The sequence below is a fragment of the Psychrobacter sp. Arc29 genome (genome assembly GCF_041431175.1).
Classification (GTDB): Bacteria; Pseudomonadota; Gammaproteobacteria; order Pseudomonadales; family Moraxellaceae; genus Psychrobacter.
Genome location: NZ_JASMRR010000011.1, coordinates 23,976 through 46,856, shown reverse-complemented (window position 1 = coordinate 46,856; position 22,881 = coordinate 23,976). Strand labels below are relative to the sequence as shown.

The window sequence follows — 22,881 nt, the reverse complement described above, 5'->3', positions numbered from 1 at the left end:
TTTGTTACTATGTACTCATCGTTAGCAAACAAGGCGATAGGGCCAAATGGTCAATACAACTAAATAACTTGTTTGTCCAAATTTACTTGAAGGAGCTAATAATGAAAACTCTACAAAAAACTATACTTGCACTAGCAACTGGTTCTTTACTTACTGTAGGTGCAAACGCCGCTGTTAACTATGGTAACGGCTATACAGGTCAACCGTATGTTGGTGCTAAAGTCGGTCAATTTGATCTAGATATCGACAATGCTGATGATCCAACTGCATACGGTGTTTATGCTGGTTATAACTTCGATCCTAACTTTGGTATGGAAGTTGAATATGTTGGTTCAGATGATGCTGACTACAGAGGCGGTGATATTGATGCTAAAACATACGGTGCTTATGGTACATACCGTTACGCATTCCCAAACACTGGTTTATACGCAAAAGGTAAACTAGGTGTAGCAAAAACTGAAGTGGAAGCATCTAATACCGTTGCAGGTTTATATAATGGTTCAGATGACGATACCAACCTTGCTGGTGGTGTAGGTCTTGGTTACGCAGTAAACTCTGACTTTAGTGTAGAAGCTGAATACGACATGCTAGGTAGCGATGCAGATCTTATGACTGTTGGTGCACAACTAAAATTCTAAGAATTATTTATTCGTCAACTATATTTTGACTAAATAAGTAGAATAAAAAACGATCACTCTAAGTGGTCGTTTTTTTATGCCTATAAAATATTTTTACAACACATGTTTACTTTGACAAATAATTTGGTATGATACTGCCACTACTAATTACGAGTAGAAAATAGTTGAGTAGTGTTTGATAGTAAACAAATTATTTGTTTATTAAATCCAAGGTTGAGAATAGTTTATGAAAAATCTACAAAAAGCGTTGCTTGCAGTAATCACTGGTTCAGTAATGACAATGAGTGCACAAGCAGCTATCTCTTATGGTGCTGGTCAATCGTACGTTGGTGTTAAAGCTGGTCAATTCATGCTAGACGACAGTGATTTTGATGATGCTACTGCATATGGCGTTTATGCTGGTTATAACTTCGACCCTAACTTTGGTGCTGAGATTGAGTATGTGGGTTCTAGTGACGCTGATGTTGATCTCGGTAATAATAATATCGATGCTGAATATGACCTGAAAACTTATGGTGCCTATGGTACTTATCGCTATGCATTCCCAAATACTGGTTTATATGCCAAAGGCAAACTAGGCTTTGCTAAAGCTGAGATTGAAGCTTCTGCTGAAGATATTCTTGGAAACTCTGTAAGTGATAGCTATAGCGACAGTGGTGTAGCTGGCGGTATTGGCTTGGGTTATAACTTCAACCCTAACATGAGTGTTGAAGCTGAATACGACTATGTTGCTGAAGATATTACACTATTGACTGTTGGTGCACATTATAAATTCTAAGATTTAATTTGTGTAGATGACAAAAAAAACGATCACTTTAAGTGGTCGTTTTTTTTGTGCTGATTTTAACATTCATTATGCTTGTTTTATTAAAATACTGCACCATAAATAATAATAGGTAATTGATTTTTAAGATAATATTATTTACAAAACTGTGCTACATTGGAGATAGGCAGATACAGGAGTAGACAGCGATGATTGAGACTATCTGGATGATTGAACCTTGGCATTGGTTGGTGTTGGGCTTCTCCTTGATGATTGCTGAGATATTTATTCCGACCTTTGCAAGCCTTTGGTTTGGCGCGGCCGCTGTGATTGTTGCCGCTTTAGCGTGGCTGTTACCCATTTCTTTATTATTTCAGGTATTGATTTGGCTGACGCTATCAGTTTTGTTTATGTTTGCTTGGGTCAAATACATCAAGCCGCTGTCCATAAACCGCAAAAAGGCGGGGCAGAGTAGCGATCTGATTATTGGTGAGACAGGCATGATTGTGGTCAAACCGCAAACAGGCATTTCAGGTATGGTGCGCTTTAACGTGCCCATTTGGGGTGCAGATGAGTGGCCATGTCGCACAGCAGGCGTGAATGTCGAGACAGGTGATCGAGTGGTAGTCATAAAGATGGTCGGCGATGAGGTGGTGGTTGCACCCACGCAGCGCCTCCAAGCACCCAAAACCATACATCCAAACATTACCCCGACGATCAATAGTCAATTGCCTGCAAGTAGCCAAATGCCTGCCAAACAATCTAAAGCGAGTAGACTGAGCTTGCACAAACCTGATCTCAAAGAGACAGGTACTAACAAATAAACGTTATCAGGTACCAAAGATTTTTAAATTAAGAAAAAAAGGACATAAATCATGTCGCTGGCAAATAAAGCGATGGTCAAGGAGAATCACATGGGTAGCATCTTGAGTAGTTTAAATGGCGTCGGTATCGTGATGCTGGTATTGGCAGCATTGGTGGTTTTTACCGTCTTTAAGAGTGTTTGTATCGTCCCGCAAGGGTACAAATGGGTCGTGCAGCGGCTGGGAAAATATCAGCAAACACTAGAGCCTGGCTTTAGCATTATCATTCCTTTTGTGGATAGAGTCGCTTATAAAGTCACCACAAAAGACATCGTATTAGACATTCCATCACAAGAAGTCATTACCCGTGATAACGTCGTTATCATCGCTAATGCTGTGGCTTATATCAACATCCTGCGTCCAGACAAAGCGGTTTACGGTATTGAAGATTATGAGCATGGTATCCGCAATTTGGTGCAAACTTCCTTGCGCTCAATCATTGGTGAGATGGATTTGGATAATGCCTTATCAAGTCGTGATGAGATCAAAGCTTTGCTCAAACATGCGATTTCAGAAGACATCGCAGATTGGGGTATTACGTTAAAAACAGTAGAGATTCAAGACATTAACCCCTCGCAAACCATGCAAGCCTCTATGGAAGAGCAAGCAGCCGCAGAGCGTTTACGCCGTGCGACCGTTACTCGTGCCGATGGTCAAAAACAAGCGGCTATTTTGGAAGCAGATGGTCGTCTGGAAGCTTCACGTCGCGATGCTGAGGCGCAAGTGGTACTGGCTAAAGGCTCAGAGGAATCGATCCGTCTTATCACAGCGGCGATGGGTGATGAGGAGATGCCGATTGTCTACTTACTTGGCGAGCAGTACATCAAGTCTATTCGTCAACTGGCAGAGTCTGACAATTCAAAAATGGTGGTGTTGCCAGCAGATATTTTGAGTACTGTTAAAGGCATGGTTGGTGATAAATTAAAATTGTAGATAGACAGCAAAGATATAAAAAAAGACCTCATTTGAGGTCTTTTTAATGGCTAATAAGTGGCTTCAAAATCGTTATTTTAAATAACTTTTGAGAAGCGGTTTTTGTGTTTTTTTTCTAGATATTCATCAAACACCATGGCGACATTGCGACCAAGCAAGCGGCCCCTAGGTAAGACGCGAATGCCTGCTGCATCCATATCAATCAGTCTATCTGCTTGCATCTCGCCCAGCTGTTGAATCTCATCAATAAAATAGGTAATCGCATCGATACCAAATTTTTGATTCACATCTTTAAAATCAAGATAATCGTGGCAGAGCAAGTTCATGATGACATATTCACGTAAGCGATCTCTGATGGACGTCTTAATATATTTCACGGCAGGCATGACCATAGGATTGATTTTCGCGATATCAATCTTAGCTTGGTAGTTCTGTAGTTCGGTGTCATTTTGCAGTATATAGCGCGTATTGCTATTGGCAATTTGACTGATGGATGAGACACCAAAGCCCAATAAGTCACAGTCACCCATGATAGTGTAGCCCTGAAAATTACGATGCAATTTGCCTTCGCGCTGAGCAATGGCCAACTCGTCATCAGGCTTGGCAAAGTGATCGATACCAATATATTGATAACCCGCTTCGCTCAAGGTGTTAATAGTATTACCAAGCATGGTCAGTTTGGCGGCTGGACTGGGTAAATCTTCGTCTTTGATCTGACGTTGGGCTTTGAAACGCTCAGGCAGATGCGCATAGTTAAAGACAGACAGACGATCTGGTGACATCTCAATGATGCGTTCTACGTTTTTGTCCAAAGTAGCAGGCGTTTGATGCGGCAAACCATAAATCAGATCGATATTGATGGAGTGAAAACCAAGCGCGCGCGCCTCTGTTAATACATTCTCAATAAGCTCTGCTGAATGCACGCGATTGACCGCGATTTGTACCGTTTCATCTAAGTCCTGCACACCCAAACTGATACGATTAAAACCAAGGTTACGTAATATCTTTAGCGTATTATCACTCAGCTCACGCGGGTCGATTTCGATAGAGTAGTCGCCCTCATCTTCTGGCAAAAACTCAAACTGAGTCTGTAAAAACTCCCACAGTTGTACCATTTCTTCATCACGCAAAAATGTTGGTGTACCACCGCCTAAATGGAGCTGCTTGACCAAGGGCTTATCGCTACCTTCTGGCACAGACAGCAAGCGGCGTTTAAAGGCAATCTCAGCCATTAAATACTGCAAGTAATCACCAGAGTCGCTATTTTTTTTGGTAATGATCTTATTGCAGGCGCAGTAATAGCAAAGGTGACGGCAGAACGGAATATGGAAGTATAAAGATAAAGGCGCGCGTGACTCGCGATTCTGCAGGATTTTCGTTTCAAGACCAACTGCCTCAAAACTATTTGTCTCAAAGCTATCTGGTATTGGCGTGAACTCTAACGCCGTCGGGTAGGAGGTATAACGCGGTCCCGAGCGATTGTACTTATTGATGATCGCCTCATCAAATGCTGGTAGCTGCTTACTGGTGATACTGCCGCGCGTGCTGGCATAAGGGTTATCTGGTTGCATAACAGGGCGCACAGTGGTTGGTGGCTCGTCCGCACGGTTGTAGGGCTGCTGAGTGTTCTGTTCTGAATAGTCTGTCATGCGGTATTCCTCGTTTTGACTCTCGATACTGCTGGATTTTGTGCTGTCAATGACTCATATTTGGAGTCGATTTTGTGTTTTCATAAGTGGCTAATAGAGCTATTTGAATCGTCTATTAGTAGCAAAAGGTGCCGCTAAATATATAGCAGCTAGTATAGCAAATCCTTATTAGCAGTGGGGAGGTCGGTGCGTGTACTTAAGTGTTGAAGAAGGGTTGTTATGCAAATATGAAAAACCCCAGCACTGAGCTGAGGTCTTTTATATTTATGCTTTTTTCTATGAAAACTATTCTCTTAGCTGAAGGATACTACCAACGGCCTGATCGTTCACTTCAGCTTGACTAAACGGTAAGCGTATCCAGTCTTTAGCTGAGTAACGACGTGTCTGATCGCGATGGTAAGGGCGTGTACTGTCTGAGGCCTGTGAGTAAGCCAATAGCGCCTCTACGACGGGTCCTTTACTATCAAAGGTGACAGTCTGCATATAGGTAGGACCATTGGTAATTGGCTTATAAGTACCATCTTCGTTTAATCCTGGGCCTTGAGCAACGTTAAATATACCTTCGCGTCCAAGTCCACCATGCATAGGGATTTTTTCATTATTATTGCCTGCATCGATGACATATTGCAGATCTGCCAAAGTCGCATCAAGCGCTATATTTTTGCTATTAAAGAAGGCAATCGCATCTCCCAATGCGCTGCGGGTATTGTCATTGATAATGAGGTCACGAGGCGTGTTGACAGGGTCGTTAATATCAAACTTCACATTGAATGCATCGTCCGTGGTTTCCGTAAAATTGACCTTGCGCCAGAATTCTCTAAATACATGAGCGCCTTTACTATCTAAATTATCACGGCGATCCCAATTGCTCAAAACGGCACAAGCCTGAGTGGCATCGATCGTACCACCGCTGGTCAGTGGCATCACAGGATTGGCTGTACAGTCTGCCAACACATCATCGAGTACGAGCTCGGCGACGTAGCTGCGGTTGCCATAGACAACGTCTTGCATATTATTTAAATTAAAAGTGTTGCCACCAAGTTGGTCTTTATTGCTGAGTCGGTCTGAGATCTGTGTCAGTCCCATGCGCGAACGCATGAGTAACGGCACACCATCTACGGCATTAGGCCCTAAGAATGGTGATAGACGACGACGTAGGAGAGGTGAAAACCCAGTTAATGGCTGCTTTGGGTTGCTCAACCAATAACTGTCGTTTGAGTTGGCGACGTAATCATCACGAATTAAGAAAGGCAGGTTTGAGCGTCCGAAAATACCTGCTTGCGGCGAGTCAGCATCATTGCCCCATTCACAGGCAGCTGTGGCTCCGTTTAGTGCTGGCAAGTCTGATGCAATCAACGCGCCAAGGAATGGACCAGCATTGGCACTACAAGATTCTAGCTGTTGTTTGGTGACATGCGGTACGGTTGAGATATCGGCATATAGTGCTTTACCATAGCGATCAGTGGCAATGGTATTGACGAAGCCGAGACCAAGGGTATCTTGCATTCTATCAACCAAGTCTTCCACACTGCGCGCTTTGTTCATACTACGCCATTGATTCAGGGCACGCGGGTTTTCAGAAGCTGCATCACGGATCGTATAAGCGAGATTGTTATCGCCCCAGTTAGGTAATTGACCGTTCAGTGCTTTCACATTCAGCATAGGTCCATACTGTGATAAGTAGATAGGACGAACCAATGTCTGATTGTTCGGCAGTTGAATGGTCACATCGACTTTTTCGATATCACGTTGCTCAAACACACCTGTACTGTTTTGATAGTTGTATTTCATAGGATTGCCATTTACCAAACTGAGTTGGTAAAGGGTGAAGCGTTTGGCGGTCGAAACTGTATGGCTCCAAGCCACATCCTTGTTGAAACCGATGTTAATAAAGGGTTGACCTTGTTGAGCGGAGCCCATCACATCAAGCTCGCCTGGTAAGGTCAAATGAAACTCGTAAAAGCGCTGCACGCCTTCCCATGGCTCATGCGGATTGCCATATAAGATGCCACTATCTGTACCAGTTACCTCGCTGCCAAAAGCATAAGCATTGCTGCCACCTTTCATCGCATTGATCGTGGAGTTATCAAACTCGGCTACTGGCTCTGGACTCACAGTACGCATTCTACTGCTGTTCATCGTTGTATTTGAATCAGGCGGTGCGGCCGCTACGATGGGTTGGACAAAGTTAGACAGGCCACCGCGCAAGTTCGCTTTGCCATATACGGTCAGCAAATCATCAATCGTGATTTCACGTACCCATTCTGCACCTGCACAATCAGGATTGATGTTATCAACCCCTTTATCCCGTAGGTATCGGCTATAGCCAGCCGCGTAACCAGTGACCGCATCAACGACCTCTGGATCCTGAGCAGCCAAAAATTTAGCGCGTCTCTCCGGAGAGTTGTACCACGTATAAAAAACGTCGCTGTCCACATCACCTTCGTCGCCCAGATACCGCATACTTTGGCCGCTAGCCACAACGACTTCACGTGCCAGCGAGCAGATATTATCCTCGGCAAAGGCATAACCCACGCCGTAACCAAGTCCTTTATAGTCTTTGGCAGTGATATGAGGTATACCGAACTCGGTACGCTGAATGTTTGCTGAATAAGTTGATTGAGAGGTAAATGAATCGTTATCGTCGTCGCCGAAACAACCAGATAATCCTATAGAAACTGCCACTGTGAGTAGCGCGAGCCTAGGCACACGCCGATTAAGCATATCGATGCTCATAAGCTTATCCATCCATGGTTAGTTGGTGTGTATAAAGCCGTAGAAAACAGCAATCACCGAGCTTTATATGATCAATAAAATCCTTTTATTGCCAATGCTCTTTTTAACTCTAGACATGCCATACTGAGAAAATTTTTTACTATATCTAGCCTATTTGATAGACATTGAGTAAATCAAAAAATCAAGTCAGTTGAGACGAGGCATAAGAGCACCTACTTATCATATAATAATTTTTGATAACTATGCTAGTAAATAAAATAGACTATAAAACACGACATTTGCGCGCTGATAAATAATACTTTATCATCGATTAATCTCTAATATTAGGAAACGCTGATGTCGTTTGCCCAAGTCTATACCCGCTCAGTCGTCGGTCTGCACGCCCCCAAGGTCATCATTGAGGTACATCTATCGCAAGGACTACCTGCATTGACCATTGTTGGTCTACCTGAAGCGGCCGTGCGCGAGAGTAAAGATAGGGTACGCTCTGCCATTCTTAATTCAGGGTTCCAATTTCCCAATCGCCGTCTAACGATTAATTTGGCACCCGCTGATTTACCTAAAGATGGCGCGCGCCTGGACTTGCCGATTGCCATTGGTATATTGGCGGCAAGCGGACAACTTGAGCCAGAAGTGTTATCAGGGTTTGAGTTTATTGGCGAGTTGGCACTCAACGGTGAACTGCGTCAAGTAACGGGTAGTTTGGCGGTCGCCCGCGCGATTAAAGCGGAAGGACTTGCGTTAAAATTATCACAGGTGATAGACACAAATGAACAAACACAAAGTGAGCCAAGCCATTTAGCGCAGACACCAAAGCTCATCGTACCAGCTGATAATGGTCGTGAGGCTAGCCGCGTTGATGGTGTGACGATATTGGCTGCACAGAGTCTAAAAGCAGTATGTAACCACTTACAGTCGCTGACTGACGCGGGCGCAACCTATGAATGTTTGGAAGTGGTGAAGCCCAGTCCAGCACCGCAGCAGGTCGGCTATCAAGTAGACTTAGCAGATGTCAAAGGACAGCATCATGCCCGCCGCGCGCTGGAGATTGCAGCAGCTGGCGGTCATTCTTTATTATTCACAGGGCCACCGGGTTCTGGCAAAACGCTCATGGCGTCACGTTTGCCGACGATATTGCCTGATCTTAGTGATGAGGATGCGCTCGAGGTAGCTAGTACGTATTCAGTGGCAGACAGTGATTACGATTACGGGACAAGGCCATTCAGACAGGTGCATCACACCATATCAGCCGTGGCGTTGGTTGGCGGCGGTTCACGGCCCAAACCGGGTGAGATTACGCTTGCTAATAAAGGTGTATTGTTTCTTGATGAGTTACCAGAGTTTGATCGCAGTGTGCTTGAGGTATTGCGCCAGCCGTTAGAAGCCAAGCAAATCACTATTAGTCGCGCCAACTCGCAAATGACCTTTCCAGCGAACTTCCAACTGGTCGCAGCGATGAATCCGTGCCCGTGTGGTTATGACGGCGATACCTCAGGTCGCTGCCGCTGTCGACCTGAGCAAATCAAACGCTATCAAGATAAACTGTCAGGGCCACTATTAGATCGTATTGATTTGCATATTACCGTACCAGCATTGCCCATTGCTGACTTGCAAAACACTCAGACAGGTGAAACTTCCAAACAAGTACGCGAGCGAGTAGCAGCCGCGCATCAGCATCAATTAAAACGACAACGAAAAGTTAATAATGAGCTAAGCCCGAGCGAAATCGATGAATACATCAAACTCGGCGACAGCGAAAAGCAACTATTGGAACTTGCTCAGCAGCGCTTGAATTTATCCGCACGTGGCTACCATCGAGTGTTACGAGTCGCGCGTACTATCGCTGATTTGGCTGCGAGTGTCGATATTACCAGCGCCCATGTTTCTGAGGCGCTCAGCTATCGTAGTAAGGAGTAGTCTTCGTTTGAGCCAATTTTTACATCCGTTTGATAAATACTTTTATGGATTAGATATTATCTTTCATAATCCAAGTAACCAAGTCAGCAAAATTATCAAACGCCTCGGTTGGGTTTAGCTCACGAATATCTTGTCCATAGTTATAGCCATAAGACAGTCCAAGCGTGTCCATATTGGCGCTTTGTCCCGCTAACATATCGTTTCTAGAATCCCCAATCATCACTGACTGCGCGACACTGATATTGAGAGCGTCGCAAACGTGCAATAGAGGCGCTGGGTCTGGTTTTTTGACGGGTAAACTGTCACCGCCCATCACTTCACTAAACAAATCCTGCCAGCCAAATGATGCTAATATTTTTGGCACAAAACGAATGGGTTTGTTGGTGACTAGGGCAAGCGTATAGCCAGCGGCATGGAGTTTTTTAAGGCCGCTATCGACATCTGGATAGGCAACGGTTTTACTACCACTGAGGTTTTTATAAGCTTCAAAAAATATTTGCTCTGCGTGATCGGCTTCGGCTTGGGTCAATGCGCCCTCTGGGACAGTGATATCACCGACCAAAGCACGCTCTACGAGCATTCGTGAACCATTGCCTATCCAATTGCGTATCGTCTCAATTGGGTAGGTGTCTTTGCCAAGCGTGGTCAGCATTGCATTGGTCGCATCGGCCAAATCGGGCACGCTATCAATGAGCGTTCCATCAAAGTCAAAAATTAAAAGTTGCTTATTCATCGTTCCTCACTATTAAAAATAATTATATTTATTATGTTAGATATTCCGTGTTATACCTTAGCACAGTAGTGTTTTAAGACTGGTCAATTTAGTGTTGTTATATTCTCAAGGCTCTGAGCATTAGCAATTACTCGACATCTTTATAACGCGCGCGGTGTTCTTTCTTCATTCTTAGATAATCTTCGTTCTCACGGCACTCGTCCCATTTTTGCTTAAAAATACGCGCCGATTCTGCTTTGATGGGGTCTTCGGTTTGTCGTGGTAACTCGTCGCGGCCATGGGCGCCGCTTTGGCCTTTTTTATCATCAGGTACCGGCCCTTTATATTTTTTACCGCCCTTGTGATTGGCATAGCGACGCGCGCGGGTATAGCCCATTTGAATAAATTTGCGCGCCATATCTGCACCGACGAAGTCATCGTCAGCCAAGTAATCTAAAAACATCTGGTAAATCGTCTCACTACTCTCGCAGGCGATATCAGGCGTGGCAAAACGCCAATGCGGGAGGATTTCAGACTTGTAAGGCTCTACCAGTAAGACGCCTTGCTCACCGCGACCGACGCGATATAGCTCAGGATGCTCACGTAGATCAAGATTTTTATAATCCAAGTCGTAATCGAATTCTCTCATATCTGCCACCTAGGCTCTGTACTATAATGGGTATCTGCTCATTCATAGTTATTGAGTATACTGAGCCAAGCGGTGTAGAAAAAAGCACAAAAATGTTATGCAACCGTGAGTAAAGTGAGCGATGAGAAATATCATGTTAAAGAACAAAATAAGTGTCACTAAGCAAATCCGTTCGCTAGCATCTAAAAAAATACGGATTGCGCTACTACTGCTAACGGCAAGTATGTTTACGAGTCTGGCTGCCCATAGTGCTTGGTTCGAAAAGTTGATTCCGCAAGGTGAGACGTATACCGTACGCGAGATAGATCGCGATTTGGCGTTCGTAATAGATGGCTTTATTTATGATGCGCGCACGTCTTGTTTCTTAGCCGTGGGTGATCGCGTGATATTCTTTGAAGGACGCCACGGTATTGATTACCGCGCAACGATCTATGACTTGGATTCACGCGAGCGCTGTCATTTGCTATTACGTGGTCGGTTGTACGAATAGTGGTCAGCTCTACGGATAAGAGCGACGCATGAATAAAATGAATGCTAAAGACTACGGTAAAATTTAAACATAAAAAAAGCCCCAAACATCACTGTTCGGGACTTTTTAGAATCTATTAACGAATGGTGGCTCGAGGCAGGATCGAACTGCCGACACACGGATTTTCAATCCGTTGCTCTACCTACTGAGCTATCGAGCCGTCTTCGTTGAGGCGCTATTAAACTAAATATGAGCACGACTGTCAAGTGATTTTTGCGTTATATCTCATAAAAGTCGATAAATAATCAAATATTGGCGAAATGAACCCTATTTACTCTATATTTAGTCTTTTACGCGCAGGAGTTCGTACTCGCTCATGATTCGGTGAATATCAGCATCAGCGGGGACGAATTCACGCACACCTTTTTTGACCTCAGCATCATAGACCAGTTTAATGAATTTGGCGTCGATGGCGCGTTTACGATTCTCTGGATGTACCGTCAGATACTGTAATCGCTTGGCATTGGTCTGCCCATCATCAAAGCAAGCAACCGCAGCGATAGGCTTATCATTGAACATACCAACATAGAGGTACTGTCCACGTTTGAATCCTTGCGCCACGATATTTAATACCTCAGTACCATCAGGCTGCGCATCATCGCTATCGTATAATGCCTGCAAGCGTTCTGCTAGCTCATTATCGCGGGCAGGTTTTTTGATAAGTGGCGCATCCAAACTATTAATGGCGATCGCTTCTAACGGCATAGCAGTTCCTATAAACAGAGTGTTTTTATAGTATAAAGTCAGTATGACACAGCACTATGTCATGGAGAGTAGTGCCACAAGGTAGACATTGTCAATATTCGAGCGAGTCATGATTGATAATACTGAACACACTATTTTAGCAGAATTACGTAATTTTGTACGTGGTTTGGCGCTTGGTCGTGGCAGTAAATGTTAGGGTTTGCTATGATGAGGCTACATAATATGTCGTACGTACAAACGCTAATATATTGATATCTTTTGTATATATCACTTTTTCATACATTTTTTGCTGGTGCTGATTGCAGTGCTAGCGGCGATGTAACGGACAGCAATGGGCGATGTTTTACCCTATTTATAATTGACCGCTTTTCACTGATAAAAAACCGATAGAGAATAGCCATGACAGCCAATGCAACTGAGCAAAATCAAGCAACAAACCTAAATTTATATGGTCGCCCTGAGCGCATCGCGACCGTTGAGCGTAATACCGCGGAAACCCAGATCACTTGTACCGTCAACCTCGATGGGACGGGTAAAGGTGTGGTAGACACGGGCGTGCCATTTTTGGATCATATGATCGATCAGATCAAGCGTCATGGTTTGTTTGACTTGGATATCAAGTGCAACGGTGACACCTTTATTGATGACCATCATAGCGTTGAAGACACGGGTATCACCCTTGGTCAGGCCTTCAATAAAGCCTTGGGCGACAAAAAAGGCATCCGTCGTTATGGGCACTTTTATGCGCCATTGGACGAAGCACTGACCCGCGCTGTGGTTGATCTGTCAGGGCGTCCGGGGCTGCACATGGACATCCCGTTTACACGTTCGCACGTTGGCCGCTTCGATGTTGACCTATTCAGTGAGTTCTTTTATGGTTTCGTCAATCACTCGTGGATGACGGTGCATTTGGATAATCTCAAAGGCAAAAATAGCCACCACCAGATTGAATCAACATTTAAAGCGTTTGCGCGGGCGCTGCGTATGGCATGCGAATATGATGAGCGTGCGCTAAACACCTTGCCATCGACCAAAGAGGCTTTCTAAGACGCATTTAAGGCTCTTCTACAAGATTACTCAAAAGGGCCAGTCAAGCTTGGCGTACTGGTTGTACAGCCTGCGCTCGACTTCCTTGTAGCAAAACCTTATCTACACCTTAGTAATAGCTAATAATATAAATAGTATAGTAGTCAAAATATTTAAAAACGAGAACCAATTGATGACTAAAGTAGCATTATTAGATTACGGCATGGGCAATCTGCATTCAGCTGGCAAAGCACTATCAGTCGTCGGGGCAGATGTCTCTATCACCAATGATCCAAAAGTTGTCGCGGCAGCAGATAAGATCGTCTTTCCTGGTGTCGGTGCCATGCGTGATTGTATCGCTGGTATGCATGAGGCAGGCATTGATGAGGTGATACGCCATGCAGTGTTTAACAAGCCCGTGATGGCCATCTGTGTGGGGATGCAAGCGTTATTTGAGCAATCGGCTGAAAATGGAGGTACAGACTGCCTTGGCATCTTAAACGGTACGGTAGAAGCGTTTGATCCTACGTGGAAAGACAAGCAAGGCGCAACGATAAAAGTACCACATATGGGCTGGAATACCATTAGTGGTATGGATTTTGACCATCCACTTTGGCAAAGTATTGAAGACAACGCGCATTTTTATTTTGTGCACAGCTACTACTGCGAGCCTGCGGATAGCGCGCAAGTGGCGGCGGTATGTGATTATGGACAGCCGTTCTGTGCCAGTATCATCCAAGACAATCTATTTGCCACCCAGTTCCACCCAGAAAAGAGCCATACCGCAGGCTTGCAACTGCTAAAGAATTTTGTCGAGTGGAATGTGTAGATAGGCAGTAAACGTAAATTGCACACTTGCTTCAGAATAGGGTAGATTATCGCTTGTATAATCTACCTTTTTTATTCTCCACTATTGTCATTCTTAACTATCAATTTTTAGTTATTATTGTTTAGTGATACGCTCAATCATTTTCTGCTCGCTTATATTTGGAATACTCTAGTGGACTTTACCGCTTTCAAACTTAATGTTGTTGAAACAACTGGCCTTGCCAAAGATGCCTTACATATCTATGTCGGCGTTGGTGTCTACCTGCTTTGTCTGTTTGTGTTGCGTCCTATCATCAAAAACCACAATATCAAAGCGTTTATCGCATTGATCGTGGTCACTGGCGTGGCGTTATCAGGTGAGTATCTGGACAATCGCCATATCATCGTACCAAAAGGCCTTTTGGCATTAGAAATGGTGGACATGAAGGCCAGTCTGCATGATCTGATGAATACGTGCCTGCTGCCTTATCTGCTCTTTGCGCTCAATAAGTGGACGACTATATTTCGACCAACCAATAAATCTACCTCACTGACCAAACGCCATAAAAAAACGGACTATTAAAGTCCGTTTTTATTTATTCGCTTTATTTACAATTATTTGTTTTGCGCTTAATCATAAAGCTCACAAAAAACTTCCGCCAATCGCTTCGATACCATGTTTTTGCATTGGTTCATCAAGAACAATACTCCTATAAAAATATCCACATAAATGACTTCTAAAATAGCTTCTGCCTAAGTCGGTAGCTATTGCAGCGGTTGTAATTTGACAGATTAAACACGCTCTCTTTACAAAGCTTACGAAATATAAAAAGTCTTGTCTATTTAACCCTTTCTTAGTTTGTTATCTTAAGATAAAAGGGTAGCGGTATCGGTGTATATCCTAAGCATATCGTCTTTAAATACCACCTGACTAGCTATCCATCCTCCATAATTAATAATAACTAGGAAGCACTATGAATATCCAAGGAATACTAGACAATGCAAAAGAAACATTAGGGTTGCAAGCCCAAGAAATCGAAGCGGGAGTATATATTCCTTCCAAGTCATCTTTGAAATTGGCGGCCCCAAGTAAAACCAACTATGACAACACAGAGTATGACACGCCGTATACGGGCAATAAAAAAATCCTCATGGTCTGTAGCGAGCAGCAATACATGACTATGGAAAATGGTAAAAAGTTTGATACCGGCAATCATCCTGTTGAGATGATGGTGCCTTTATTGCATTTTAAAAAAGCGGGTTTTGACACGGATATCTTTACGCCAACAGGAGCGTCTGTCAAAGTTGAGCAATGGGCGATGCCAGAAGATGATGACGATGTTAAACAAATATACGCTGAGTATCAGTCAAAGCTTGAGAGTCCGAAAAGTATCGCTGACTTTGTCAAAAATGACATGGCTAATAGCGACGATTATGCAGCGATTTTTATTCCAGGTGGTCAAGGCGCGATGCTAGGCTTGCCTGAGGACAAGAACCTTGGTGAATTGCTACGCTGGGGCCATGAAAATGACTTATTTACCTTATCGATTTGCCATGGACCTGCCGCTTTATTGTCCGCTAACCTAAACGGTTCTGATAAGGCAGATGATAAGTCCGAGCGCGACTTTATCTTTAAAGGTTATGAGATGGTAGCGTTTCCCACTGCTATGGATAAGCAAATGCCAAAAATTGGCTATCTGCCTGGTACGATGCCATGGTACTTTGGTGAAAAGCTTGAAGACCTAGGTGTCACTATTAGCAATAAACTGGCCACTGGTAGCACTCATCAAGACAGAAAACTGATCTCAGGGGATGGACCATTAGCTGCCAATGAGTTTGGTAAACTAAGCGCTCATGAATTACTAAAAGCGCTTAGCTAAAAGCTTGGCAAGCCGTTCACTTAAAATAAAGTAGATCATTTCATAGCATAAAAAAACGGACTATTAATTAGTCCGTTTTTTGTTCTGCGAGTTGCAGCTAGGGCTATTTGTTCTTTGCCTCATCATACAACTCGCGCACTACTTCACCAATCACTCTAATACCATCCGTCAGTGTTTGCTCATCCGCGGCAATACTCATACGAATACACTCGTGTGCATGTTGGTAATCGCTAACGTCAACACCGGGGAAGAAGTACTCGCTTGGTACAATCAATGTGCCTTTTTCTTTGAGGCGCTCGTATAGATCTAGCGTGCTAATCGGCAAGTCTTTAAACCATAACCAAAAGAATATCGCGCCTTCAGGCTTGTGAATCATCAGCGGATAATCGCCCAATGCTTCTTTTAATAGCGTCACCGCGAGTTTCGCCTGCTTTTGATAAAATGGCTTAATCTCATTATCAGATAATTGCTTGATACGGTCGTTTTCGACCAGTGGCGTGGCAATTGCAGCACCAAAGCGGGTCGGTGCTAGATTCACCACCGCATTCATCGCGCTAACTGCCTCGATTACCTCCGCATCAGCAACGATAATACCGGTACGCATACCGGGCAAGCCAATCTTCGACAGGCTAAAGCACAGAATCGTATTGTCATCCCAATTCAAATTGACATCAGAGTAGATGATATTCGGGAAGGGCATACCGTAGGCATTATCGATAATCAGCGGAATGTCATAGCGTTTGGCAATTTCGGCCAAATGCGCCATTTCTTCATCGGTCAGCACGTTGCCCGTCGGGTTGGTCGGGCGTGAGCAGCAAATCGCCCCGATACGACCTTCTTTTAGCGCGGGCAAGTTTTCTAACGCGTCAAAATCCACACGATATTTAAAGAAACCTTCTTCACCATCATGCGTCACTTCATCTATATGCGGTAATACCGCTGTGAAATGTTGACCTTCCACATGTACATCGCTATAGCCGATATACTCAGGGGTCAATGGCAGTAGAATGGATTTGTCGACAGATTCGTTCTGCTCATCTGTGAACGCACCTCCAAACAGATTAAACAAATAGAAAAACGCATTTTGCGAGCCATTAGTCAGAGCGATATTTTCTGACGTTAGATTCCAATCATAATGCCGGTTAAAGAAGCCAACCAACGCATCGATGAAGCCTGCATCCCCTTGTGGATTGGAGTAGTTAGCCATGCTGATAATCGCGCTACTGTTGGGCACGCCTGCATCATTATCAACGCCAAGCGCCTTATAGGTCTCCAAAAATAACTCGTTGACGGCATCAATTTTGGCAGGGTTACCACCGCCCAGCATATTGACTGGCTGATCGCTTTTTAGCGCATCGCCCAGATCATCCATCAATTGTGAGATGCCAGTGGGCTGGGTAAATTTTTGACCGAACTTTGAGAATTTCATAAGGCTACCATGCTGTTTGGGAGGGTGTTATAAGTGGGTATTTAACCGATAAAGTTGGGCTAGTATAGCAAATGAGGGCTATAAAATAAGCATAGTGCGGGACTGATATTGGTTTAAATGTCTATACAGCTTGTGAAGTAAAAAACGCCTTCTAGGTGAGTAGAGGGCGTTGTAGAAACTTAGGGTTTTGGAGCTAATCCTGCTTTACGTTTGTAGTTGGTGTTCTGTGGCACATAGTACCTAAGCAAGACGTGTTCTAACGTTCGAGCTACCACTCCTGTGCAAGGCGCTGTAAGTGCCACACTCTACAAAGCTATTGCTTCAATCAGGGCTAAAGGGTTCTTTAGAGTAACTGCTAATATAGTAAGGCTTCATTAAACAGCTACTAATTAATTTTTTTATTACGCAAAGCGTTGATTGGATGTTTATAGAGTTCTATATGTATGACAATTCTTAACATTTAATGATAATATGTGTGTAAAATATTGTGTAAAAACTGATATTATAATGAATATCAGCTTCTTATTATCTTAAAGTCAACCGAGCTATTAAGTGAATTTGAGGGAAGCCCCTTCTGTTTACCAAAGCAATGTGTCTTAACTTTATATGGATTATTAGTCATGAATAGCGATAAGTACTACAAGCTAAGTAATCAGCCGTTAATTTTTGTACTAGCTGAATTTCGCTTTACTGAAATTATGAGTATGGCAAATTACGTTTCAAAAATCCAAGAAACGTTAAGGCATAGTTATCCATTCTTAGAAGAACAACACACTCAAGAAGTTAACATCACTAATGAAGGCCTAGAAATCAACCAGTCTCCACAATGGGCTTTAATTGGTAAAAATAAGCTAGATGCTATAGTTCTTGATAGTAAGAGACTGGTGTTTGTAACAAGTGATTATCAGCGCTTTGAAGACTTTCAAGCAAAGTGTGAAGAAGTTTTAAAAGTATTGATAGAGTTTGCTAAGCCTACTTTATTGACTCGTGTTGGTTTAAGGTATGCTGATTTAATCATCTCAAAAAGTGATAATATGGATGTATGTGAATACGTTCAATCTAGCATCTTTGGAAACTCTTTTCTAAATGAAATTGGTAATGTTGCTATACAAACTAATGAAACAACTGTAGAAACTAATGAAGGAGTCATGACAGCTCGTTCCATGCATGGTAAGAGTAACTTATCAACGTGGCCAGATATTGTAAACTTACCTATTAAGTTAGCATCTCAAAATGAAGTAAGTGAACGTATTATTTTAGACTTTGATCATGTCTGGCAATCTAACACAGAAAACCCTATTTCTAAAACTATTGAAGAAGCTTTAGATTTCGATATAAACTTAGTTCTCGAAAAATTAGCTAAAATGCATAAGCTTAATAGACAAGCTTTTTGGGATAGTACTACGAAACAAGCTAAGGAGATATGGAAATGAATTCAAATAACTATACAACATCTGGAAGTGGCCATGTTGTTAAGAAAGCATTTGTTGCAACATCTATATTGGTAGCTAGTGGAACCACATTTGCCGGAAGTGGAGGAAGTCCTGCTAGCACCATTAGCTTTGAGAGTCAAAAAAATACTACTTCAATAGCTATGATTATTAATTCTAATAAAGACATTAATAATGATGTTAGCCGTCAACTTAACTTCATAAAAGATACTTTTTCACTGTCCGACGAAGAGTTGAGTAAAGCCTGTGGAGTTGCTTCTCGGAAAACCTTATCTAACTGGAAAGAAAAAGGTGAAATCGCACGTGATAGTAGCCGACAACGAACATTCAAGTTGTTTCTACTATCAAAGGACTGGCAAGATCAGAATTTTCCCAAAGATAAAAGCTCTTTAACAAAATTGATCTTAGATGATCAGAGCGTGTTTAGTATGCTTCAAGAAAACTCGTTAGATAGTCAAAAGGTTTTATTCGCAGGGCGTAGGCTTCTCCGCCAGTCTTTAAAAACAAATAGTACTGAATTATTGTAGGTTTTTATGTCACGTTCTTGGCTAGAGGAAAATAACTGGTTGCAAGGTAGCTTTGTAACTTCTGAAGATATAGAGCTATTGAGAGCTCAATTTCCGGTTATTCCAGAAGGTGATATATATCTTATAACAGCATCACAGTCATGTGATGCTTGTGCAAGTGTGGATAAAGAAAAATTTATAGAATTTTCAGTTGCTAGGCCAAAAGAAGAAGTTAAAGGTAATTTTCTACATAATAAGAACCCACGATGCTTGCATATAATTACTGAAGATAATGGTTTTAATAAAGGATTTGAATCTATAAATTTAGAACTTCTTGCTCATGAGAAAATTAGGCTAGAAAAGATAAATATTGAAAAAGTAAAGAAGATTAAGCCTTGTGAGGACATCACTCTAAGAGATACTACAGTTAGTCAATATGCAAATTGGCTAGCTTCCAGATACAACCGTCCTGCTCTTCCTTCAACATTCGAAAGAAGATTCAAAGATAAATGGGGTAGCAGTCAAGAAAAGAAATTAAAAAAAGTCAGCAAAGATGTGATAGGAGTATATGTAGACATTTACCCCGATGAAGAAGTCATTGATGATCAAAGTTATGATGTAGACTTACTTTTTTTAATTACAAAAGAAGCCAAGAATACCCATAAAATATATCAAGAAATTCAAGATATAACTGACTTATATAAGCAAGCTATGAGTGAAGCAGGTTTTAATGTAGGTGATATCATTATAGGTACCAAAGAAGAAGTTTCTATAGCTACGCTTGAAACCCACAAAAGACTTCTTTATGATAATCTTTCATATAAAAACCAAGAACCCCTACCTCCATCTTCATTACATTAACTATGTAACTGTTAGATCTTATATATTCTTCTGTTAATTGATAATATATGTATACAAAAATACAGGTTCAGAGTATGAGGGCTTACGCTTACCTAGAGTCACGAACAATAGAAAATTAGAAACCCCCATTTAAGGGGTTTTTCTTTGCCAAGCCAAAAGTGAGAATAATTGTTTAACGCTTCCTAAAGTAGTTTCTGCTACAAGCACTAAATCATTGCCCTAACCCGTGCCATAATCCCGCGTCCAATCACCAATCTCACATAGATAATGGCAATAGCAAACAGCAAGACGATTAATGCCGCACCGCCAATAGCCAAGCTCGCCCACGGCACACTAAACTGTAGATTAAACCACTGCGTGATGGCGGCCCATGCGCCCACGCTCGCGATAACAACGGCAAAGGTCGCTGCGCTAATACCAAGCACGCCCAGCTCCGAGATATTGAGCATATACAGGTCGCGCTTTTGCATACCGAGCAGTCTAAATGACGCGCTGTCTTTCATGCGATCTTGCGAAGTAGACAGTAGCGAGCTGATCAGCACCATGACCCCAGTGAGCAGGGCAAGCAAGGTGAACACATAGACCAAGCGGCTCATTTGTACCACCAGCTCTTGGATTTGCTTCGCAATAGCCGTACCATCGATCGTAGTGACCGCAGGGAACTCGCGTACCAGTTTGCCTTGTAGTTCTGGAATAGCACTCTCTGACACGTGGGCAGTGGCAAACTGAATCTGCGGGGCTGCGGATAGCACGGACGGCTCAAACAAGAAGTAAAAATACGGGCTTGGGCCACGCTCATAGCGCGTGCGAATACTGGTAATCTGCCCGACGATTTCAATCCCTTGAATGTTAAAGCGTACCTGATCGCCCATGCCGACATTGAGCATACTGGCGGCAGTATCCAAGATAGATAAGGGTTTGACTTGTTGATCGGCATCATCGATAGGCGTATACAGCGCGTCGTCTGTGAGCGAGTCAACGATGTATTCGGTATCCATCACCGTATCTGCGTAGCTCAAGTTAAACACCCGCGTAGGATCGTCAAACCCATCCTCAGGTTCGATATCTTTTGCCGCCACATCATTGGCCGTCTCCACGCGCGCGCGAATAACGGGGTAATAGGTGACAGGTGCCTCAATAATCGTATCAATCTCATCATGCTGATCGCTCTGCACATCGAGCAAAAACAAATTGGGCGCGTCTTCAGGATAGGCATTGATAAACTGCGCATTGATACTGTGATTGAGGGTGGTGATGAGCGTCAGCACCGCCACCGATAGCGATAAGGTGACAAAGAATAATGCGGATTGATTGCCTTTACGCGCCAGATTGTGAATGGCGATACGCTGCATCCAGCTGACCTTAGTATTGCTCGCTAACTTATTAAGTAGCCATAGCCACCCACGCGCCAGTAGCCAGAATATCGCCACAAAGCCAATTAAGCCGCCCAATAACTGCGCGCCTAATGACAGCGAGCCCACTTCATAAGCAAAGAAGGCATACAGCCCCGCCAGCACGATGCCATACCACAATAATGGCGTGCGTCGATACCACGGCAAGTTTTGCGTTTGCGTGCTCGCCCCTTGATTGAGTAGGGTTGCGGGTTTGGTCGTATTTAGCGTACTTAATCCACGCTGCGCTATTAGTAGAGTCAGGGCTAATGCAATGAATATGGTCTTAATTGCACTGATTGGGTTGATAGATAGACCCACATCAGCAGGCAAGATCGCCACAAGATACGGCTGACCAATTTTAAGCAAACCCAGACTAAGGACAATCGCGGCAACACAAGCAATGGCGGTAGTGACGATAAGCAGTTGATAGTAGCTACGTTTGAGTGAGCCAAGCGGCTCGCCTAACGCTAAGCGAATCGCATTATTGGACTGCTGCTTGCTGACGAACGCACTAATGACGCCGTACATGGCGACCGCAGAGAGTAGCAGTACGGCAATGACCAGCAGTTTTAAGAACATCAATACATTATCAGAGATACGCGAGACCGAAGTGTCCGCCGAATCAGCATCAGAGAGCTCAATATCAGGATAACTGGTCAGTATGCCTGTAAGCTTTTTGCGCTGCGTGTTTATCAGCTCAGGATCACCTGCTATCTCGATACGGTAATTGATGCGGCTGCGCTGACCGAGTAGATTGGTCGCCTCTAACGCATCTTGTTTCATTAAGACACGCCCACCGAAGCCAAAGGTAGTCAGCGGACGGTCAGGCTCTTTGGTCAGTACATCACTGATCGTGAATTGCGCATCACCAATGGTAATACGATCGCCGATACTGGCTTTTAGACTACTGAGCACTTCTGGTGCGACGATGACACTGTCAGACGTCAGCTGATCCCATAGCGGCTTTCCTGAATCAAGCTCAGCTGTACCGTATAAGGGATAAGACGGTGAGACGGCTTTGACGCTGGCAAGCAAGGTTTGCTCATCCGTGACCAGCATAGCGCTAAACTGATAATCGTATACGACCTGCGTGTCAGGGATGGTTTCTACTTGCGCCAATACCTCGCTTGGCCAGTCTTGCTTACTGTTTAAAATCAAATCGCCACCAACGAGCGCGCGCTGATTGTCATTGATGTAGCTGTCGACAGACTGCTGTACCGAGTCGAGGGTCAGATAGGTTGCAAGCGATAGAGTGAGCGTCAGTAGAAACAAGACTGGATACACCCAGCGCTGCCACCAGCTACGGCTGAGTGCTTGCGAGCCCAAAGTTTGACCGCTAAAAAAACGGCTCCCTTTAGTATCAGTAGCTTGATTATTGATAGCAGTATCGCTTTTTTTGATTGTAGCTTTAGTCATAATTTTTTTGCTTAATC

General features: G+C 43.5%; 20 protein-coding genes and 1 tRNA gene. 13 read left to right on the top strand and 8 right to left on the bottom strand.

Features of this window, described 5'->3' with window-relative positions; all coding sequences use genetic code 11:
• Positions 1 to 101 precede the first annotated feature (101 nt).
• From QO189_RS13020 to QO189_RS13005, 4 genes are all read left to right on the top strand, one after another.
• Positions 102 to 638: a porin family protein gene (locus tag QO189_RS13020; protein WP_371533051.1), complete on the top strand. Its 537-nt coding sequence runs from the start codon at positions 102 to 104 to the stop codon at positions 636 to 638.
• A 226-nt stretch (positions 639 to 864) separates the two neighbouring features.
• Positions 865 to 1,416: a porin family protein gene (locus QO189_RS13015; RefSeq protein WP_371533050.1), complete on the top strand. Its 552-nt coding sequence runs from the start codon at positions 865 to 867 to the stop codon at positions 1,414 to 1,416.
• A 194-nt stretch (positions 1,417 to 1,610) separates the two neighbouring features.
• Positions 1,611 to 2,225: an NfeD family protein gene (locus tag QO189_RS13010; protein ID WP_371533049.1), complete on the top strand. Its 615-nt coding sequence runs from the start codon at positions 1,611 to 1,613 to the stop codon at positions 2,223 to 2,225.
• A 90-nt stretch (positions 2,226 to 2,315) separates the two neighbouring features.
• Positions 2,316 to 3,197, top strand: a complete 882-nt coding sequence (locus QO189_RS13005) for an SPFH domain-containing protein (RefSeq protein WP_201603343.1) — start codon at positions 2,316 to 2,318, stop codon at positions 3,195 to 3,197.
• Between the two features lie 77 nt (positions 3,198 to 3,274).
• Here the strand turns inward: QO189_RS13005 and hemN are convergent, their stop codons facing one another.
• Both hemN and QO189_RS12995 read right to left on the bottom strand, forming a co-directional pair.
• A complete protein-coding gene (hemN, locus tag QO189_RS13000) occupies positions 3,275 to 4,768 on the bottom strand; it encodes an oxygen-independent coproporphyrinogen III oxidase (RefSeq protein ID WP_371533078.1) in 1,494 nt (497 codons plus the stop codon).
• 363 nt (positions 4,769 to 5,131) lie between these two features.
• Positions 5,132 to 7,582 (bottom strand): penicillin acylase family protein, encoded by a 2,451-nt coding sequence (locus QO189_RS12995; RefSeq protein ID WP_371533048.1) that lies wholly within the window; start codon positions 7,580 to 7,582, stop codon positions 5,132 to 5,134.
• A 336-nt stretch (positions 7,583 to 7,918) separates the two neighbouring features.
• Here QO189_RS12995 and QO189_RS12990 point away from each other — a divergent pair, with 336 nt between their 5' ends.
• The gene (locus QO189_RS12990; protein WP_371533047.1) at positions 7,919 to 9,499 is read left to right on the top strand and encodes a YifB family Mg chelatase-like AAA ATPase; all 1,581 of its coding nucleotides are present in this window, start codon (positions 7,919 to 7,921) and stop codon (positions 9,497 to 9,499) included.
• Positions 9,500 to 9,548: 49 nt separating this feature from the next.
• Here QO189_RS12990 and QO189_RS12985 read toward each other — a convergent pair whose 3' ends face one another.
• Together QO189_RS12985 and QO189_RS12980 are read right to left on the bottom strand one after the other, a co-directional pair.
• Positions 9,549 to 10,232 carry a phosphoglycolate phosphatase gene (locus QO189_RS12985; protein ID WP_371533046.1) on the bottom strand — a complete coding sequence of 228 codons (684 nt, stop codon included), beginning with the start codon at positions 10,230 to 10,232 and terminating at the stop codon, positions 9,549 to 9,551.
• A 127-nt stretch (positions 10,233 to 10,359) separates the two neighbouring features.
• Positions 10,360 to 10,860 (bottom strand): DUF4385 domain-containing protein, encoded by a 501-nt coding sequence (locus tag QO189_RS12980; protein WP_371533045.1) that lies wholly within the window; start codon positions 10,858 to 10,860, stop codon positions 10,360 to 10,362.
• A gap of 133 nt (positions 10,861 to 10,993) precedes the next feature.
• Between QO189_RS12980 and QO189_RS12975 the strand changes: the two genes are divergently transcribed.
• Positions 10,994 to 11,350: a hypothetical protein gene (locus QO189_RS12975; RefSeq protein ID WP_371533044.1), complete on the top strand. Its 357-nt coding sequence runs from the start codon at positions 10,994 to 10,996 to the stop codon at positions 11,348 to 11,350.
• 123 nt (positions 11,351 to 11,473) lie between these two features.
• Here QO189_RS12975 and QO189_RS12970 read toward each other — a convergent pair.
• Positions 11,474 to 11,549 (bottom strand) — tRNA-Phe (locus tag QO189_RS12970).
• 122 nt (positions 11,550 to 11,671) lie between these two features.
• Positions 11,672 to 12,094 carry a hypothetical protein gene (locus QO189_RS12965; RefSeq protein ID WP_371533043.1) on the bottom strand — a complete coding sequence of 141 codons (423 nt, stop codon included), beginning with the start codon at positions 12,092 to 12,094 and terminating at the stop codon, positions 11,672 to 11,674.
• Between the two features lie 399 nt (positions 12,095 to 12,493).
• On the opposite strand from QO189_RS12965, the gene hisB reads away from it, so the two are divergent.
• The 4 genes from hisB to QO189_RS12945 all read left to right on the top strand — a co-directional run bounded on the left by hisB (position 12,494) and on the right by QO189_RS12945 (position 15,807).
• Entirely contained in the window at positions 12,494 to 13,141 is a 648-nt protein-coding gene (gene hisB / locus QO189_RS12960) for an imidazoleglycerol-phosphate dehydratase HisB (protein WP_371533042.1), read from the top strand.
• Positions 13,142 to 13,313: 172 nt separating this feature from the next.
• The gene (hisH, locus tag QO189_RS12955) at positions 13,314 to 13,949 is read left to right on the top strand and encodes an imidazole glycerol phosphate synthase subunit HisH (protein WP_371533041.1); all 636 of its coding nucleotides are present in this window, start codon (positions 13,314 to 13,316) and stop codon (positions 13,947 to 13,949) included.
• A gap of 171 nt (positions 13,950 to 14,120) precedes the next feature.
• The gene (locus tag QO189_RS12950; protein ID WP_371533040.1) at positions 14,121 to 14,510 is read left to right on the top strand and encodes a hypothetical protein; all 390 of its coding nucleotides are present in this window, start codon (positions 14,121 to 14,123) and stop codon (positions 14,508 to 14,510) included.
• Between the two features lie 391 nt (positions 14,511 to 14,901).
• Entirely contained in the window at positions 14,902 to 15,807 is a 906-nt protein-coding gene (locus tag QO189_RS12945; protein ID WP_371533039.1) for a DJ-1/PfpI family protein, read from the top strand.
• A gap of 103 nt (positions 15,808 to 15,910) precedes the next feature.
• Here QO189_RS12945 and QO189_RS12940 read toward each other — a convergent pair whose 3' ends face one another.
• Positions 15,911 to 17,236 (bottom strand): valine--pyruvate transaminase, encoded by a 1,326-nt coding sequence (locus tag QO189_RS12940; RefSeq protein WP_371533038.1) that lies wholly within the window; start codon positions 17,234 to 17,236, stop codon positions 15,911 to 15,913.
• 620 nt (positions 17,237 to 17,856) lie between these two features.
• On the opposite strand from QO189_RS12940, the gene QO189_RS12935 reads away from it, so the two are divergent.
• From QO189_RS12935 to QO189_RS12925, 3 genes are read left to right on the top strand one after another with little or no spacing between them, the layout of a single operon-like run.
• Complete coding sequence (locus QO189_RS12935; protein ID WP_371533037.1) at positions 17,857 to 18,669, top strand: TIGR04255 family protein; 813 nt, start codon at positions 17,857 to 17,859, stop codon at positions 18,667 to 18,669.
• The gene (locus QO189_RS12930) at positions 18,666 to 19,214 is read left to right on the top strand and encodes a hypothetical protein (RefSeq protein WP_371533036.1); all 549 of its coding nucleotides are present in this window, start codon (positions 18,666 to 18,668) and stop codon (positions 19,212 to 19,214) included. The genes QO189_RS12935 and QO189_RS12930 overlap by 4 nt, the downstream gene beginning before the upstream one ends.
• A 6-nt stretch (positions 19,215 to 19,220) precedes the next feature.
• Positions 19,221 to 20,054, top strand: coding sequence for a hypothetical protein (locus tag QO189_RS12925; protein WP_371533035.1), 834 nt, complete (start codon positions 19,221 to 19,223; stop codon positions 20,052 to 20,054).
• 206 nt (positions 20,055 to 20,260) lie between these two features.
• Here the strand turns inward: QO189_RS12925 and QO189_RS12920 are convergent, their stop codons facing one another.
• Positions 20,261 to 22,864: an ABC transporter permease gene (locus tag QO189_RS12920; RefSeq protein WP_371533034.1), complete on the bottom strand. Its 2,604-nt coding sequence runs from the start codon at positions 22,862 to 22,864 to the stop codon at positions 20,261 to 20,263.
• Positions 22,865 to 22,881: the final 17 nt, after the last annotated feature.